Source organism: Mitsuokella apri (assembly GCF_047974105.1).
Taxonomy (GTDB): domain Bacteria; phylum Bacillota; class Negativicutes; order Selenomonadales; family Selenomonadaceae; genus Mitsuokella.
This window is the reverse complement of the sequence record NZ_JBHYRS010000002.1, coordinates 252665-268708: the sequence shown is the minus strand read 5'-3', so window position 1 is coordinate 268708 and position 16044 is coordinate 252665. Positions and strand designations below refer to the sequence as shown.

General features: G+C 45.9%; 18 protein-coding genes. 11 read left to right on the top strand and 7 right to left on the bottom strand.

Going from position 1 to position 16044, the window contains the following annotated elements; translation table 11 throughout:
* Positions 1-1075: 1075 nt before the first annotated feature.
* Complete coding sequence (locus ACE419_RS04225) at positions 1076-3406, top strand: P-loop NTPase fold protein (RefSeq protein WP_435721122.1); 2331 nt, start codon at positions 1076-1078, stop codon at positions 3404-3406.
* 7 nt (positions 3407-3413) lie between these two features.
* A complete protein-coding gene (locus ACE419_RS04220) occupies positions 3414-3995 on the top strand; it encodes an RpnC/YadD family protein (protein ID WP_435721121.1) in 582 nt (193 codons plus the stop codon).
* A gap of 119 nt (positions 3996-4114) precedes the next feature.
* Here ACE419_RS04220 and ACE419_RS04215 read toward each other — a convergent pair whose 3' ends face one another.
* The 7 genes from ACE419_RS04215 to ACE419_RS04185 all read right to left on the bottom strand — a co-directional run bounded on the left by ACE419_RS04215 (position 4115) and on the right by ACE419_RS04185 (position 6768).
* Positions 4115-4270 (bottom strand): YvrJ family protein, encoded by a 156-nt coding sequence (locus ACE419_RS04215; protein ID WP_432647796.1) that lies wholly within the window; start codon positions 4268-4270, stop codon positions 4115-4117.
* A gap of 32 nt (positions 4271-4302) precedes the next feature.
* Positions 4303-4515: a DUF2922 domain-containing protein gene (locus tag ACE419_RS04210; protein ID WP_435721120.1), complete on the bottom strand. Its 213-nt coding sequence runs from the start codon at positions 4513-4515 to the stop codon at positions 4303-4305.
* A 96-nt stretch (positions 4516-4611) separates the two neighbouring features.
* Positions 4612-4836, bottom strand: a complete 225-nt coding sequence (locus ACE419_RS04205; protein WP_435721119.1) for a DUF1659 domain-containing protein — start codon at positions 4834-4836, stop codon at positions 4612-4614.
* A 224-nt stretch (positions 4837-5060) separates the two neighbouring features.
* Complete coding sequence (locus tag ACE419_RS04200) at positions 5061-5699, bottom strand: N-acetylmuramoyl-L-alanine amidase (RefSeq protein ID WP_435721118.1); 639 nt, start codon at positions 5697-5699, stop codon at positions 5061-5063.
* Positions 5700-5732: 33 nt separating this feature from the next.
* The gene (locus tag ACE419_RS04195) at positions 5733-5993 is read right to left on the bottom strand and encodes a hypothetical protein (protein WP_435721117.1); all 261 of its coding nucleotides are present in this window, start codon (positions 5991-5993) and stop codon (positions 5733-5735) included.
* Positions 5977-6438 carry a helix-turn-helix domain-containing protein gene (locus ACE419_RS04190; protein WP_435721116.1) on the bottom strand — a complete coding sequence of 154 codons (462 nt, stop codon included), beginning with the start codon at positions 6436-6438 and terminating at the stop codon, positions 5977-5979. Before ACE419_RS04190 ends, ACE419_RS04195 begins: the two co-directional genes overlap by 17 nt.
* Before the next feature lie 6 nt (positions 6439-6444).
* On the bottom strand, positions 6445-6768 hold the full coding sequence (locus ACE419_RS04185) for a hypothetical protein (protein ID WP_435721115.1): 324 nt from the start codon (positions 6766-6768) through the stop codon (positions 6445-6447).
* Positions 6769-7554: 786 nt separating this feature from the next.
* Here ACE419_RS04185 and ACE419_RS04180 point away from each other — a divergent pair.
* The 9 genes from ACE419_RS04180 to ACE419_RS04140 all read left to right on the top strand — a co-directional run bounded on the left by ACE419_RS04180 (position 7555) and on the right by ACE419_RS04140 (position 16041).
* Positions 7555-7980: an acyltransferase family protein gene (locus ACE419_RS04180; protein ID WP_435721114.1), complete on the top strand. Its 426-nt coding sequence runs from the start codon at positions 7555-7557 to the stop codon at positions 7978-7980.
* A 133-nt stretch (positions 7981-8113) separates the two neighbouring features.
* Positions 8114-9271: an AAA family ATPase gene (locus ACE419_RS04175; protein ID WP_435721113.1), complete on the top strand. Its 1158-nt coding sequence runs from the start codon at positions 8114-8116 to the stop codon at positions 9269-9271.
* Entirely contained in the window at positions 9268-10032 is a 765-nt protein-coding gene (locus tag ACE419_RS04170) for a DUF3226 domain-containing protein (protein ID WP_435721112.1), read from the top strand. Before ACE419_RS04175 ends, ACE419_RS04170 begins: the two co-directional genes overlap by 4 nt.
* Before the next feature lie 83 nt (positions 10033-10115).
* The gene (gene glf, locus ACE419_RS04165; RefSeq protein ID WP_435721111.1) at positions 10116-11219 is read left to right on the top strand and encodes a UDP-galactopyranose mutase; all 1104 of its coding nucleotides are present in this window, start codon (positions 10116-10118) and stop codon (positions 11217-11219) included.
* Between the two features lie 93 nt (positions 11220-11312).
* The gene (locus tag ACE419_RS04160; RefSeq protein WP_435721249.1) at positions 11313-12356 is read left to right on the top strand and encodes an AAA family ATPase; all 1044 of its coding nucleotides are present in this window, start codon (positions 11313-11315) and stop codon (positions 12354-12356) included.
* Position 12357: 1 nt separating this feature from the next.
* Entirely contained in the window at positions 12358-12864 is a 507-nt protein-coding gene (locus tag ACE419_RS04155) for a hypothetical protein (protein WP_432647535.1), read from the top strand.
* Between the two features lie 164 nt (positions 12865-13028).
* Positions 13029-13427 carry a type II toxin-antitoxin system HicB family antitoxin gene (locus ACE419_RS04150; RefSeq protein WP_432647534.1) on the top strand — a complete coding sequence of 133 codons (399 nt, stop codon included), beginning with the start codon at positions 13029-13031 and terminating at the stop codon, positions 13425-13427.
* Positions 13428-13592: 165 nt separating this feature from the next.
* Positions 13593-14159 (top strand): coenzyme F(420) biosynthesis enzyme, encoded by a 567-nt coding sequence (locus ACE419_RS04145; RefSeq protein WP_432647533.1) that lies wholly within the window; start codon positions 13593-13595, stop codon positions 14157-14159.
* A 268-nt stretch (positions 14160-14427) separates the two neighbouring features.
* Entirely contained in the window at positions 14428-16041 is a 1614-nt protein-coding gene (locus tag ACE419_RS04140; protein ID WP_435721110.1) for an MBL fold metallo-hydrolase RNA specificity domain-containing protein, read from the top strand.
* Positions 16042-16044 lie beyond the last annotated feature (3 nt).

Sequence of the window (16044 nt, the reverse complement as noted above, 5' to 3'; positions counted from 1 at the left end):
GAAGAAACCGGCGATGCCTGCCGTTGCTCACACCTTTGCCGAAATTTGCCCGCTGCCGATGAACTATACAGACACACGAAGATCTCCCGCAGCGTTTGGTTTCAATGCGTGGGATTGTGGCTGGACTGGACATGTTGTTATGCCTGACCAACTTTTCTCTGTAAATATGCATCTTGTTTGTATATATTATTCGTATATATGCGTTGTTTACGGCATACTAGATTATAATTATGCAGATATATGAGATGATATCTATACAATTTAGACCGTATCCATGTGGAAAGACGTTTATTATGATAGTCGGATGAAAAATAAGATTTAAGTTGATTTGGTGATGAGATATTTCACCAGAAAGATTGCGAGGGAAAAACCTGCATATAAATCTCTTTAACATTATAGACAATAATACTATTCTATTAAAACTGAGAGTGTTTTTGCGAATGATACGAAGGGGATATTCGTAATGGATGCGAATAAAAAAGACATAACAGAAGAAATGCGGAAAATAGAGTATTCTGCCAAATTAAGAAATATGTACAGAGATAAAAGAGATAGCTTTTAGAAGTTTGATACAAGCGGGAACGAAAACCTTTAAAACAACTTTACTTGTTAGTGGGACCAGTACTTTTTTAACCTTATGTATAGCTGTTATATATCTCTTATATCTCGAGCAATCTAATTTGATTTCTCAAGATACTAGCAGATATATCATTATTTCACTTAGTATCTTCATTCTGACATTGTTTTTATCTTTGATATCATATGGCATTCATTACCTATCACTGGATGCATATTATGTAGATTTGATTTCACAATTACCAAGAATAAATGCTGGTGTTAATAATGGGGATTTTGATAATCTTGTTTATTCGAAAAGGTCAGATGCATATGATGAGATATTGAAGCAGCTTATTATCTGTATATATGTAGGACTATTTATCGGGTTTGTATTCTTATTGTTATCATTAATACAGATATTCAATGTAGATATCTCATATGGCTATCTTCTTTTGTTCATCGCATCGATTATTGTAATTTGTCTTATAATATCATACAAAAACATAAGTCATAAGGGATGAGTGATATGATGATATTTTTTATAGTATATCTTTTCTCGATATATTTACTTATCTCTTATGATCCTGTACGAAGCGGAAAAACCACTATAGTATTGATCGGAATATTAGCTATAATAATTTCTGTTTCGTATAGTAATGGCTGGTTCATTATCAATAAAATTGAATCTGATGCTATTGCTTTATGGATTATTTTCTTTTGTATCCGAGTTTGTCTTTCAATTGGGTCGTGTCTATCAAAAAGAAATCTACGAAAGAAAAATCTACCGTTTAAACCAGAACTTTTTCCAAAACGACATCGTGATCTGCAGCGATTGAAAAAATTTCTGGAGACAGCAAACATTATTGGACTCGATGGAAAATGGGGAATGGGTAAAACTTTTCTCTTATCACAATTACAAAACGAAGAAGACATATCCCAAAATTATTATATTATAGAAATAAGTGTTTTGACCTGTAAAGTGGACCAATTAATACCAGTATTGTTTCATGAATTAGATAAGGTATTAAAGAAGGATGGTATCTTATCTTTGCAGTCAGAATCGGTGAATGCATTATTTGATAGCCAAAAAGATTTCCGTAGTATTATTAATTTTTTTCTGGATAAAAATGAAGGAGCAGCAGAAAGCCTAAAAAAATTTAAAATACAGCTTGGAAATATGAGAAAAGATTTAATTATCATCTATGAAGATCTTGATCGTATTGATGATGATAAAATAATAAAGCAGATACTAGCGATTAACGAACGGCTTAGCAATTCTCATATTAAAATCATTTATCAATATGATTATAGCAGAATGGCTAGCCTAGGGATAGATATAAATTATCTAGAAAAGTATATTCCATATTCAATGAAATTAACGGAATTGGATTTTCTCGAGATTGTGGTTATGGTATTATGTGAACTAAAAGTAGATACGCACATTTTATCTGCTGATGATCTAAAAATTTCGTCTAGCCAAAATCAAGATTTGTTAGAGAAAATACAAATGGAACAATCTTATTTTCATGAATCGCCAATGAGTAAGATGTTAGAGGAAGTAAGTTATACTCCGAGAAATATTCGGCTTTGGATAGAAGAAATTATATCAATGATTTCTGGATACGATTTTTATAAGAATTCAGATAATAAAAAGCTATTGATACGTTTGTTATATTTAAAACACATATTGCCAGATTGCTATATAAAAATTTCTTCCTTGTTTAGAATTTATAATGAATTGAAATATAGCAAAAGCAACTGTTTAAATAAATATTATTTAAGTGATATAATTAAAGAACAAAATTTTGAACAAGATAGGAATGAATTTCTTTCATACGGAGAGAATAGGAAAATAATGTCCATACTCGACTTCTTAGGATATCAACAAATAATAATATTCCCTAATAATTGCTCTGAAATGAAAAAGCATTTGATTGAGCAAAAAAATGAAGAATATAATTTAAAATTGGATCGTATTTATCATAATATTATTTCAGCAGGAAATCATCCGGAGACAAATAGAGAGACAATCATAAAAAAAATAAAGAGAGAAGTTCTTACTAAGGATTTGATAGAGGAACAATATCAAGCCTGGGAAGAAATATTGGGGAAATCGTTCTATTTGAATGAACGCATAGATGGATATACAACGATTAATTATTTTGGTCACTCATATTTTGAGGATGTTTTAGATGCCTCTCATCTTGTTCCTTTCACACCAGATGAAGAATGTAAATTACTAAATCTTTTTAATGAGAAACGACGTGAAAAGAATCTGTTGACATGGGACTATTTTAGGGTTGTACGTTATGCAAGTCTGCAAAAGGATAAAGTATTTTCTTTAGTCATGAGGCAAATTGCAAATCTTAAAGTTGTGGGAAATTTCCTTTCAGAAGATTATTTTACTGATTTTATGTCTGTGTTTATTAGAGCGTGTGTACGATTAGGATATCTTGAACGTTCATATTATGATATAAGTATATGGAAAGATGATAAGAAAGAAAGATATTCTTACATTCTTTTACGAATAGATCAACGTGTCAAAGACATAAGAAAACGTGTAGATTTATCAAATCATCAAAAGACTGAAATGACATTTGAAAACATATGTAAAGCCTGTAAGGTATTGAATGAATCTATCAGGCACACAAATCCCATAAAATATAATCCAATAAATATAAATTTTTCTTATTCGCCAGATGATGATTTTAAAAATTTTTTAGAGCGAAAGAAAAACCTTTCTACTGATGCTGATGAAAAGAAACAGTTACAAGATGATATATTTGCTGCTCGTGAAAAAGACTTACTCAACTGGGATCAGGTTATTCAGTTGCTATCAGAGAAATAGACATTTTATGTTGTTGCAAATATTTTTACATATTTGCATATATAGACAGGATGATAGGATTCCTATTAAAAACAACATTCGCTTGTCACAAGACGGTTCCCACTCTGCGACCGCTGGCAGGAGCGGCTCCGGACCAGGTAGCCGTGATTCTGGGAGAGAAGAGACCGGCTATGCCTGCCGCTGTTACAGTATTTTTGTGCAGAAGACCCGCGATTATTATGCAGAGAGTCAGAATCTGACACAGGCGATCCGTCGGGCCATTGCTTATTGCAGGACCCACGACCTCATGGCGGATTATTTTGCAGAAAATGAGAAAGAGGTGTTCGACATGGTGAACTTCAAATGGGATCAGAAACGCGCTCTTGAAATCGCTGAAGAAGATGGCGTTGCAAAAGGCCGTGCGGAAGGCCGTGCTGAGGGCCGCGAGGAAGGCCTTGCTGAAGGGCGGGCAGATAAAAGACGTGCGATCTTAGGAATTGCCTTGTCCCTATTGCGAAAGGGAATGCCGGTAGACTTTATCGCGGAAACTACGCAGCTTTCTTTGAAAGAGGTACAGAAACTTGCGCGGGATAATGGCTTGGCATTTTGATCAGGAAAATGAATCGTGATTCATTTCATTATATCAGTATACGAAGAGTCCCCACAGCGTTCATTTCGCTGTGGGGACTCTGTGCGATGGAGGAATATGTTGTTACGTCTGGCCGATTCTCAGCAGGCCCGCTGTTGTTCATGCAGCTCTTTGACCAGCTGCCCCAGCTCATCCGTGAAGCGGTCCATGGAGCGCTGGAAGCTGGTCAGGAGGTAGAGCGTGACGACGATGGGGAAGCCTACGCTGGAGATGGCCGTGAGCAGGTTTTGTTCCATGTGTCTCACTTGCCTTTGTCTTTTGGTCAGGCTCAGACAAGCAGCTCGACGTCGACTTTGCGGAAGGATGCTTCCTTGAAAGCGACGGGCAGGGCACCGTCAAGCAGCATGGCTTTCTTGGCGATGACGTTCTGGGCCCAGGCTTCAACCGTGTCTTTGGCGAGGTCTTCTTTGGGGTCTACGAGGGAGAGCGTTTTCGTCTTCGCATTGTCGAGGACGAAGGTGATCTGTAAGGTACGTTTCATGGCGTGTAGCTCCTTTCATTATATAGAGGCGGCAAAAGCTTTTGGGAGTGAGGCGCGTTGCTGGCGCCTCAGCAGAGGTGGAAGGGATTGGAAGGGTCAGTCAGCGGAAAGCGTCGCCGTTTCGGTGCGCTGGATGTCGCCGACTTCGTGCGTCTGCATGGCTGCAAGGCCCTGGCCGATCGTGTAGAGGTCGTCGTCCGTGATCTCCGGGTTTATGGAGTTGTACGAGCGCGTTGCGTACTTGACGAGACCCGTGTCCGTCGTGCCGTTTTCGACCTTGATTTTGAGGGCAGTGGTGACATTGATGCGATGTGCTGGCATATGCATGCTCCTTTCGTTTGCGGGATGTTGGTCCCGGACAGATGGTATAGGGATGTTTGGCCTCGGGCCCAAGCGTTGAGGCCGGCTGCTTGGGCCGTGGCTTAGGCGTTTGCCCTTGCCTTGATTTCATTATGCAGTAGGTGAGTGTCAATTGCAAGATGTAATTTTCGAAAACTTTTGACAGTCAACTTTGCTTTTGTATTGTTTTTGGGGATTTTGAGATTTTAGACTTTGGCTGGGACGTACTTCATCGGTTCACTGAGGTCATAGGCGAGGTCTTCCTCATGGAAGCGGTCGGGATTCATGAAGTCGTTGATGAACTGATACGTGCCATAGGCGATGCCGTGGCCAAAGATGGCGGGAAAGCTCTGCAGCAGGCGGACGTCGTCATCCTGGTCGAGGAAGGCGGTCTCGACGAGGATGGCGGGCATGGCCGTGCAGCGCAGGACGGCGAGCTCGGGGCCTAGTTTGACGCCGCGGTTCGGGAAGGTCTTGTCGACGCGGCTGACATCGCGGTGCAGGGCATCCTGCACATAGTGGGCGAAGAAATTGCCCCACGATGCACCGTCGTAGCAGTAGGTCTCGCAGCCGCGGCCGCCGCCGGCATTGGCATGGATGGAGATAAAGAGGTCGGCCGGCCAGTTGTTGGCCATGCCCGTGACATTCGGGAATTCCGGCGCTTCGCCGCGCAGATTGTGGCTCTGCAGCACGGTGACGTTGAAGCCGTAATGCTCGAGCGCGATGGCGCAGTTTTCGGCAATCAGGGCGTTGATGTCGGCTTCCGTGATGCCGTAGTCATTGTTGACGGCACCGGGGTCCGGACTGCCGCCGAGGGAGTGGCCTGGATTCAGCAAAATGTTCATAAAAAGTCTCCTTTCATTTGACAGAGGGTAAAATCAGGCATGGTCTTTGTTGTCCATTGCCGCAGTTTCGGCGATGGCTTTGGCTGCAAGCTCCGGGTTCAGCAAAGAATAATGTGGCTTGCGGTGGATTTGCTCGATATCGAGCAGCTTCATCTGGCGGAGCTCTTTTCTGGCTGCAATAAATGAGCCGTGGGAGAGCCTTGCAGCATCGCGCAGGCTGCGCTCTGCGAGCTGACCTGCGCCAAGATGCTCAATGGCCAAATAAAGCTTGAGAGCTTTACTGGTCATCATCATGTTTGTCTTCCTCCTTTCCTTTTTTACGACTTTTTTTCTTAGGGAGCATGGGCATAGGGGCTGGCTGGCCATTCTTGTGGCCGCCAAGAGCCTTGTAGTTCTTGGTGCCAGCCAGCATGCTTTCGGCCGTCATCATACTGTGAGGACGGACGTTGCTGATGAGGTAGTATTTGACCGTGCGATGACCCGGGTCGGTTTCGTAGAGCAGATAGCCCTGACGCGTGAGCTCATCGCGGGCGCGCTGCACGGAAGAACGCGACAGGCGCAGGGCTCCGGCAATCTCGTTGAGCTGGATCTGCAGCGGGAACTGCCAGTAAGCCGCATTCGCACGGTACAAAAGAAACATCCAGAAGGCCTGCGCACGTGCTGACAGCGGGCGGACGGGCATCATCTGGTAGAAATGGCGGAACTCGGCGATAATGCCGGTGACGGGTTCGATGTACATAGTATGTTACTCCTTTTCATCATCTGCGTTGAAGGGGAACGAATGGTGTTCGCAGCATTTCTCGACAAGCCATTTCAGGGCCTCTTCGACAGGAATCAGGGTGCAGTCGTTTACCTGCATCCAGGGGAAATCGGTGAATTGGATGAACTTGCGGATGTTGCGCTCACCGATACCAGAGATGGCAGCAAATTTACGGCAGGAGACAAAAGCCGGATAGTCGTCTCCTGCCGTTGCGCAGTGACAAACACGGTTTTTGGACCACTTTGCAGAGAACTTCGTGACGACCGTCTGGGACGCCGTGATCTTCTTGACATTTCTTGCTTTTTTCATAAAATTACTCCCTTCTCTGATAAACCAAAATACATATAAAACATACAATAGCGCGACAATTCAGCAAAAAAGTAAAACTGAAGCGATCAGAGGAGAGACAAGAAAAGAGCCTGCCTGTCTCCGAGAGATCCAGTCCGAACTTGTTCAGAGCCGTGATCTGTCATGAGAGACAAGCAAACTCTGAATTGAGTTCTTGTTTGTGAGTCGTGCCAAATTGTGGTGTCCAGCATCTTGCTGACGTGTCTTAGTATACAGTATGCATCTGGATAATGCAAGACCCCTGCAAAATGGCGCTAAATAGTGTAAAATGATGCAAAGTGCTGCATATCGTTGCAAATCGTGACAGCAGCGGGGAAAAAATAAGAAAAAACTCGAAAAATTTTTAGAGAGGGGGGAGAGAGAGGGCCGGGCCCATCATCCGACAGGGAGAAGAGAGCGGCCCCACTACTATATGATTTTTTTATCTTCGCTTAGTATATATCTTAACAGCTCCCGCAACCCGCGCCGCATAAGGCCTGGCGGCTATCCACAAGGTCAATATGACGCACGGCCTGACAGTCAGAATGACACCAAAACGGGCCTAAAATGGGCGGGTACCCAGATTTATCCACATAAATTCACAGAAAAAAGTGACGATATCCACAGGGGTGTGGATAAGTCGGGGCTGGTGAGAATGACTGTTGTGAGGCAATGCGATATGCGTTATAATGGTGATATCATCTTGCCATCAGGCAAATGTCATACTTTCGGGGAAACTATTGACAAAGCAGAGAGGGGAATATATGCTTGCTCAGACAGACAGACAGACAGACAGACAGACAGACAGACAGACAGACAGACAGACAGACAGAAGGCCTATTTGCCGTTCCGCAGGGGCGCATTGAATGGGTCGATATTGCGAAAGCCGTGGCAATTATCCTGGTCATTATCGGCCATACGGTGAAGTTTGGCAGCGGCACGCGCAATGTCATTTTTTCGTTTCATATGCCGCTCTTTTTCCTGTTGTCGGGATATACATATCGTCTGGCCAATGACCGCGATATGTTTATCCGGCGTTTAAAGAAAGGCTGCAAACATTTGATTCTGCCGTGCCTGATTGTTTCGGTGATTTCTATTATCGCTTCGTGGTGGCAGGGGAATGTGCATGATGCGGCGTCCTACGCTTTTTGTCGGCATCCATACGCTGCTGATCTTCCTCGTGCATCATCTTGACTGGATTGCGGCGCCGCCTGCCGCTGTTCATGCAGCTTCGTGGCAATGCATCATATTTTTGCGGGGCTTAGACCTGCTTGTCCTATGCATGTTGTTACGGTATAATAAAATGGAGCAATAAGGGAGGGATAATATGCTAACAGAATTTGAAATTAATAATTTTAGAAAATTTTCTAATATAAAAATAAATAGCCTTTCCCAAATAAACCTTTTTTTTGGTGTGAATAATGTCGGCAAGACCTCGATGCTGGAAGCACTTTTTGCGTATGCATGTGGGGCGAATATACATCCATTTTTTAATTATATTCTTCCTCATCGCATCCAGGAAAATAACACTTTTACAATGAATGGGCCATATAAAGCAGCAGAATTAATCCTGAATGTTTTTCATGATATTGCGGAAGAAGATATCATGAAGTGTTCCTTCTCGGGAAAAATTGATGATAAAGATGTGAAGGTTCGGCATCAGTTTATGCCGGGACAGATTTTTTCTGGCTTTATTCCTAATGAAATGGGAAATTTCGAAGCGACAGAACCGATTTCAAAACCGTCCAATATAAAGGTGGAAATACAAGGGATGTCCATACCTATCCCCAAAGTTTCATTGGGAAAGTGGAAGGTGTCGACCACGAATGATCCAGAGTTCACGGTGGAGATGGATTATCCAGATTTTCGAAATGTGAATCCTTCGGCCAAACCACTGATTATGGCAAAAATGGATGATATCCTTACTCATCAAAATGAGATTGAGAATAAAAAAATCTACTCGATACTCCTGCGGTCCCGCTTGCTTGAGCAGGTGATTGAAGAAATGAACCGTTCATTTTCCGGACTTGATTTGGAAAATATCGAGAATATCCCGTATCCTGACGGTACAGAGGCATCCCTCAGCTGCCGTTTTAAAAATAAGAGAATGGTACCAATGTATATGCTGGGAGATGGCGTACGGCGTTGGTTTAATATTATTGGCAATATGGCCGCTTACAAAAAATCTATTCATTGTATTGAAGAGATTGACGTAAATTTCCATCATAAGGCACAAGGGTCTTTGGGCATCCAATTGTATCGATATGCGAAAAAATTTCAAAATCAGGTTTTTGCGACATCGCATAGCGGTGAGTTTTTGTATTCATTTTTACAGGGAATACATGACGAAGCCGGTGACGCACTTTTGATGGATGACATACGAGTCATAACCCTGCGCAATGTGAAAGGTGTTGTGAAGGCACGTACCCTGACTGGTAAAGATGCTTTGGCAGCAATGGATGATGGCTTGGAGTTGAGAGTATGAACGGTATTATCTTATGTGAAGGTGAGACAGACCAGATTGTACTCAGTGAATATTTTTGCAATCTGTATGGCTTTCGATTTTCACGCAAGTCAAAGAATAATCTTTTTGGGAATGCAGGATGCCATTATACTCATAGAGAGGACCAGCTGGATATCGTGTATGTTTCCGGCAATAATTTTTCCGAGTATGTACGAAAGGTTTTAATGGTAAATCAGCTGAATACAGACACTTCATATACGCATATGGCTGTCATCAGTGATCATGATAGTGATGAAGAGATTCAGCAGCGATGGCAAGGTATAGAGGAAGTCATTTCGAAAACCTGTAATTGTGCATTTCAGATTGAGGAAAATCAATGGCTGAAGCTTGAACAGCCGCTGGCGTTCGATGAGTCTTCATCTCTGGAATGCTTATTTTTATCTGTCCCGTTAACAGGCGAGGGAGCGTTAGAGACGTTTCTTTTAAATGCGCTGGAACGTGAGCCGGGAAATTCATTCTTATCGCAGGAATCGAAAAGATTCGTTGCGGATCTTATAAAAAAGAAGGAACATTTGTCTAGTGATGAATGGAACCCAGACTTTTTGAGAGGTAGAAGAATGCAGATAAAAGCACCATTAGGAGTATTCTTCGGCGCAGCATGGCCGGATCGTGCATTTAACGATGCTCGAGAAATGTTTAAACGAATTCCGTGGCAAAAGTATCGTCAAATTCAGGTTTCTTTTCGGGCATTTGATATCTTTAATCAGGAAAATGAATCGTGAAAGGAGTCACGATTCGATGGTGTATTTCGCGCTGCTGCGGTATAATGGATGTATGAATTTACTATAACGGGGGAGAAATTTTCATGTTTGACTATCTAATCATTGGCGGCGGTCTTTTCGGTGCGGTTTTTGCGCATGAGGCGAAGCAGGCGGGGAAGTCGGTGCTGGTGCTTGAAAGGCGCGGGCATGTCGGGGGCAATGTGTACTGCGAGCAGAAGGACGGCATCAACATTCACAAGTACGGCGCGCATATTTTTCATACGAGCTATAAAGATGTCTGGGAGTATGTCAACCGCTTTGTCGAGTTCAATAATTTCGTCAATTCGCCGGTGGCAAACTACAAGGGGCATCTCTACAATCTGCCGTTCAATATGAACACGTTCCGCGAGCTCTGGGACATTGTGACGCCGGCGCAGGCGAAGGCGATCATCGCCGAGCAGCGTCAGGCCATCAAGGGGGAGCCCGCGAATCTTGAGGAGCAGGCGATTTCGCTTGTTGGCACGGATATTTATACGAAGCTCATCAAGGGGTACACGGAGAAGCAGTGGGGCCGGAGCTGCACGGAGCTGCCGGCGTTCATCATCAAGAGGCTGCCGGTCCGCTATACGTTTGACAACAATTACTTTAATGACCGGTATCAGGGGATCCCGGTGGGCGGCTACAATAAGCTCATCGAGGCGCTGCTTGCGGGCGTTGAGGTGCGCACGGGCGTGGATTACCTGAAGGAGCGCGCGGCGTATGCGGGCGTGGCGAAGAAAGTCGTCTACACGGGCTCGATTGATGAGTATTTTGATTATCAGCTCGGCGAGCTCGAGTACCGCGGCTTGCATTTTGAGACGGAACGCCTCGAAGAGGAGAATCATCAGGGCGTGGCCGTCGTCAATTACACGGAGCGCGAGGTCCCGTACACGCGCATCATCGAGCACAAGCATTTCGAGTTCGGCACGCAGCCCGTCACTTACATCACGCGCGAGTACCCGGCCGACTGGCACAGGGGCGAGGAAGCCTACTATCCGGTCAACAACGAGCGCAATCAGGGGCTCTACAGGAAGTACGCAGCCCTCGCCGCCCGGGAAGAAAACACCATCTTCGGCGGCCGCCTCGCCGAGTACAAGTACTACGACATGGACGACGTCATCAAAAGCGCACTTGAGCGCACGGCGGCGGAATTCGCGAAGGAAGCATGAGAGCGCTGGGACTGAGATAACAGCATAGACGAGAGACGCCCTGCAGACTGGTTTGCTGCAGGGCGTCTTTGTATATCGCGTCTTGTCGTGTCCATGCCGCTACGGTATAATAATGGAAGAAAACTACATGAAGAAGGGCGGGATTGTATGTCGGCCGTTAAAAAAATTCATATAAAGAATTTTACAGTCTTTCAGGATATATGGATGCAGACGTCTGCGGGAGTCAATGTAGTCATAGGTAAGAATGGTACGGGCAAGACGCAGCTTTTGAAATTGTTGTATGTGGGTTCTGATATTGTACGGGACGGGAAGGCAGGTTTCTTTCCGTGCTTTGGTCTATCGGACCATTATGACAGTCTGCTGCGCGATCCGCAGAAGCCAGACAGCAGGATACAGCTCGATACAGATGAAGAGAGCCACAAGTCTGTCATGATTGGCGGTTCTGGTTTTGATGCGCGCTATCAATTCTTGTATTCCCTCGATTTGCCGCCGGCGGTGTACATCCCGGTCAAGGATATGCTGACGAATGCCAAGGGCCTGCTGGCAATGGCGGAAAAATATCGGGATTTTCCCTTTGACCAGACACTTATGGATATCATTCGCAGGGCGAATCAGTGGAAATTGCGCGAAGTGCCGCCTTTGGCCGTGAATATCCTGCCTCATCTTGAGAAGCTCATGGATGGGCAGGTTGTCATAGAGAATGAAGAATTCTATATTCGCAAGCACGATGGGCGCATGGTCAATTTTGCCGTAGAGGCGGAGGGGTTTAAAAAGATCGGGTTGCTTTGGCAGCTGCTGATGAACGAGAGCATCGCAGAGAATACCCTGCTGCTGTGGGATGAGCCGGAGGCAAACCTGAACCCCGAATTTCTGCCCGTGCTCGTGGAGTGCCTGCTCGAACTCTCACGTCATGGCGTGCAGATCTTCATCAGCACGCACAATTACTTGCTAGCTAAGTACTTTGACGTGCGGAAAAAGAAAGACGATGCCGTGCGGTACCATTCCCTGTATTTAACGGAAAGCGGCAGCGTCCAATGTGAGAGCAGGGAATGCTTTGCAGATTTACAGCATAATGCCATTATGGATGCTTTTGATAAACTGATGGATGAAGTGTACGGCTTGCAGGTAGGTGAGTAGGATGCCGCGAATTTTCTGTGATGAGAATAATTCTTGTGAAATCGACTTTTCTGCAGCCTTATGGGCGACAGACAACCTGCATGACATATTTCATCAGGCAAAGCTCAGTATCCTGTGCGATGTGGATTTTATAGCGGAGACAGAGCAGGAAATACTATTCGTCGAATATAAAAATGCGAATCTGCCGCAAGCTGTCCATCCTGAGGCCTTTAAGCCACTTGATGATAAAAAGCTGAATACGGTTGCACGTAAATATTTTGACAGCCTGCAGTTTTTACAATCCATGCAGCATCACATGCATAAGATAAAACGCTACATTTATATTCTGGAGTGTGTGAATGGTGATATCGTACTGAGAAAACGTGTCCGAACTTTGCTGACAGCAAGATTGCCATTCCTTTTACAGCAGCAGATCGATATGCCGGAGAAAATGATCGACTCTGTGCAGGTGCTTAGTATAGAAGAGTGGAATCAAGCATACCCTGATTTCCGTTTGCAGATGAAATAAAGAGATGTTCGACAAGGACAACGGCCTGGCATTTTGATCATTGCTAATTCCAAACATTTGCGGTAGACTAGAGATGGAAAACGGATGACCAGTAAAAGAGGACGCAGCTTTGCTTGCGAGGCTCCTACTGGCTCCGTTTCTTTTCATATGAAAGGAGCTGCCTTATGAAATACATATATCCGGCTATTTTTTCGAAAGATAAAGAGAGCGATAACATTCTTGTTGATTTTCCTGATCTGGAGGGATGTTTTACGGATGGTGCTGATATGAATGAGGCGTTTGATTATGCCGAGGACGCTCTGAATCTCACGCTTTGGAGTATGGAGAAGAATGGCGAAACGATTCCTGCGCCATCGGCACTTGAGGATATCAAGGTGCCGGAAGGCGGGACGGTCGCATTGATTCGCGCCGATACGACGGCTTATGCACGTCAGAATGACAAGCGTGCTGTGCGCAAAAATGTTTCCATCCCGAGCTGGATGAATACGCTGGCAAAGGAACATAACCTGAACTTGTCGAATCTTTTGCAGAATGCCATTCGCGAGGCGCTCCATATTGCCTGATTGAACGGGAGAATGGCTTGGCATTTTGATTTTGGCTATGAGAAGGCTCCCTGACTGGGGAGCCTTTTTGCAAAAGTCAAGTCTTGCGTATTACTCCCCGGCAGTGTAAAATGGGAGTAACAATGCGATGCTAGTTCGCAAAATTTGTGCAAGGGAGATATTTTTATGAAGAAAATTTTCCAGATGCTGCTGATTGTCTGCATGGTGGTTTTCAGCACGCAGGTTGCTTTTGCTAATGCCGATAAGGTTACGGTGCAGCCGGGCGCGGATTTGACTTCGATTCATCGTCTGGCCATTGGTTCGCCGCTTTACATGCAGGTGGACCCGAAGTCCCCGAACAAGGATATGCTGACGCAGATTGTCTATGATTCGAGCCGCGTGGCACGCTGCTATGTCATTTCGTATGACACGATTGCGCAGAACATCAAGACGGACCAGAACATCGACATCAAGGCACTCGACCGCCGCACGGCTGCGAAGGATTTCAAGCAGTATGTCGGCAATTACGCCGATGCTTATGTCATCCTGACGGTCGCCAATGACAGCCGCACGTCGTTCTTCTTCGATGTTTACAAGGCCGGCACAAATGAGCTGCTGTACACGTACCAGATTCAGGCCAACCGCAGCGAAGGCGACACGGTAGCTACTTACACGAATATGTCGGAGCAGTTCTATAAGCACTTCGAGCGTTCCGCTACGGAGCAGCAGAAGGAAGACAGCAAAAAGAAATAAACTTGCTTTGCATCGCGCGATGAGGCAGGACCTTTCGAGGCCCTGTCTTTTTTGTTTTTTGTTTGTAAAATCTTTGTGAAAGTTGTGTTCAAAAAGAGGATTCCGAACGTATGGGTGCGAATACTACCAATATAAAGCAAGTGGAAAACGGTGTAGAAAAAAGAAAACAAGAAAAAGATACTTCGTTCTGTTATATACTATATATAATAGGAAGGAAATGTATCGGATTTCAACGATTCAGGGATTCAATGATAAGGGAGGCCTTTTTATGAGACTCGAATTCTTGGGTGCTGCCCATACGGTCACGGGCTCGTGCTATCTTTTGGAGACCGGCGAGGACCGTTATCTCGTCGACTGCGGCATGTTTCAGGGCTCGAAACGCATTCGCGAGTACAATTATGAGGAATTCTCGTTCAATCCGGCCGATATCGACGGCGTGCTGCTGACGCACGCGCATGTCGACCATTGCGGCATGATTCCAAAGCTCGTGCGCGAGGGGTTCAAGGGCACGGTTTATGCGACGAAGGCGACGTGCGACCTCGTAAAAATCATGCTGCCGGACTCCGCACACATTCAGGAATCGGACGCCGAGCTTTTGAACCGTAAGGGGCAGCGCCGCGGCGATGCTCCGGTCCAGCCGCTCTACGGCATTGACGATGCGATGGACGCGTTGAAGCATTTTTCACCGGTGCCGTACAATCAGGAGCTCAGGCTGTCGGAGAATCTGCGCGTCGTGTTCCGCGATGCGGGGCATATCCTCGGCTCGGCGATTCTCGAGGTCTATGTCAAGGAAAACGGCAAGGAGACGAAACTCGTGTTCTCGGGCGACCTCGGACAGCCGCATCAGCCGATTATCAAGGACCCGACGATTATCAAGGGCGCGGATTTTGTGCTGCTGGAGTCGACGTACGGCGATCGGCTGCATCAGCTCTACGACAAGGAGACGGCACTTGCGGAGATTGTCAATGAGACGATGGACCGCGGCGGCAATTTGATTATTCCGTCGTTCGCCGTCGGCCGCACGCAGACGCTTCTTTATTATTTCTACCGGCTGCATCAGGAAGGCAGGCTCGACCCCGATATTCCGATCATCATCGACAGTCCGCTGGCCATCGCGGCGACGCGCGTGTTCCTCAAGAATTTCCAGGATTTTGACGACGACGCCATTAAGGCGTTTGGCAAGGACGGCAAGGTGCCGAATTTCTCGCAGGTCCGCATCTGTGAGACGGCGGCGGAGTCAAGGGCTCTGAACAGCTCCGAGGGCTCGGCCATTATCATTTCGGCTTCGGGCATGGCGGATGCCGGCCGTATCCTGCATCACCTCAAACACAACCTCTGGCGCCCGGAGTCGACGATTCTCTTTGTCGGCTATCAGGCAGAGGGGTGCCTTGGCCGCCGTCTCATCGACGGCATCACGCGCGTGCGCGTGCTCGGCGAGGAAATCGCCGTCAAGGCGCAAATCAAGAGCCTCGACGGCTTCTCGGCCCATGCCGACGCCAATCAGCTCATGGACTGGCTCGGGAATATCACGGACCCGAAGCCCGCAAAAGTCTTTATCGTTCACGGCGAAGCGCCGGCGCAGGAAGCCCTGAAAAACCGCATTCAGAAGGAACTCGGCCTTGAGTGCTACATCCCGTTCCGCGGCGACCTCGCCAAAATCACGGGCCGCGCGTCGGAAATCGTCCCGTCGAATATCCCGGCCGTTTCGGTCGAGAAGGAGATGGAGGACGTCCTGCGTGACTTCGACTCCGACTACCGCCAGCTGCGCCGCCGCGTCATGCATTACGTCGTGCGCCAGCCAAAGATGATGGAGCCCGTCATCAAAGTCATGAGCAAAGCCCGCAACTACATCCGCAAACTCTTCACGCCGTTCAATATCTGAGAC

Coding starts and splice junctions, on each gene's coding strand:
- ACE419_RS04150 (WP_432647534.1), top strand. CDS start 13,029: ATGAAATACATATATCCGGCTATTTTTTCGAAAGATAAAGAGAGCGAT.
- ACE419_RS04200 (WP_435721118.1), bottom strand. CDS start 5,699: ATGAACATTTTGCTGAATCCAGGCCACTCCCTCGGCGGCAGTCCGGAC.
- ACE419_RS04155 (WP_432647535.1), top strand. CDS start 12,358: ATGCCGCGAATTTTCTGTGATGAGAATAATTCTTGTGAAATCGACTTT.
- ACE419_RS04190 (WP_435721116.1), bottom strand. CDS start 6,438: ATGTACATCGAACCCGTCACCGGCATTATCGCCGAGTTCCGCCATTTC.
- ACE419_RS04205 (WP_435721119.1), bottom strand. CDS start 4,836: ATGCCAGCACATCGCATCAATGTCACCACTGCCCTCAAAATCAAGGTC.
- ACE419_RS04160 (WP_435721249.1), top strand. CDS start 11,313: ATGCCGCTACGGTATAATAATGGAAGAAAACTACATGAAGAAGGGCGG.
- ACE419_RS04175 (WP_435721113.1), top strand. CDS start 8,114: ATGCTAACAGAATTTGAAATTAATAATTTTAGAAAATTTTCTAATATA.
- ACE419_RS04210 (WP_435721120.1), bottom strand. CDS start 4,515: ATGAAACGTACCTTACAGATCACCTTCGTCCTCGACAATGCGAAGACG.
- ACE419_RS04220 (WP_435721121.1), top strand. CDS start 3,414: ATGTTGTTGCAAATATTTTTACATATTTGCATATATAGACAGGATGAT.
- ACE419_RS04215 (WP_432647796.1), bottom strand. CDS start 4,270: ATGGAACAAAACCTGCTCACGGCCATCTCCAGCGTAGGCTTCCCCATC.
- ACE419_RS04140 (WP_435721110.1), top strand. CDS start 14,428: ATGAGACTCGAATTCTTGGGTGCTGCCCATACGGTCACGGGCTCGTGC.
- ACE419_RS04185 (WP_435721115.1), bottom strand. CDS start 6,768: ATGAAAAAAGCAAGAAATGTCAAGAAGATCACGGCGTCCCAGACGGTC.
- ACE419_RS04170 (WP_435721112.1), top strand. CDS start 9,268: ATGAACGGTATTATCTTATGTGAAGGTGAGACAGACCAGATTGTACTC.
- ACE419_RS04195 (WP_435721117.1), bottom strand. CDS start 5,993: ATGATGATGACCAGTAAAGCTCTCAAGCTTTATTTGGCCATTGAGCAT.
- ACE419_RS04225 (WP_435721122.1), top strand. CDS start 1,076: ATGAGTGATATGATGATATTTTTTATAGTATATCTTTTCTCGATATAT.
- glf (WP_435721111.1), top strand. CDS start 10,116: ATGTTTGACTATCTAATCATTGGCGGCGGTCTTTTCGGTGCGGTTTTT.
- ACE419_RS04145 (WP_432647533.1), top strand. CDS start 13,593: ATGAAGAAAATTTTCCAGATGCTGCTGATTGTCTGCATGGTGGTTTTC.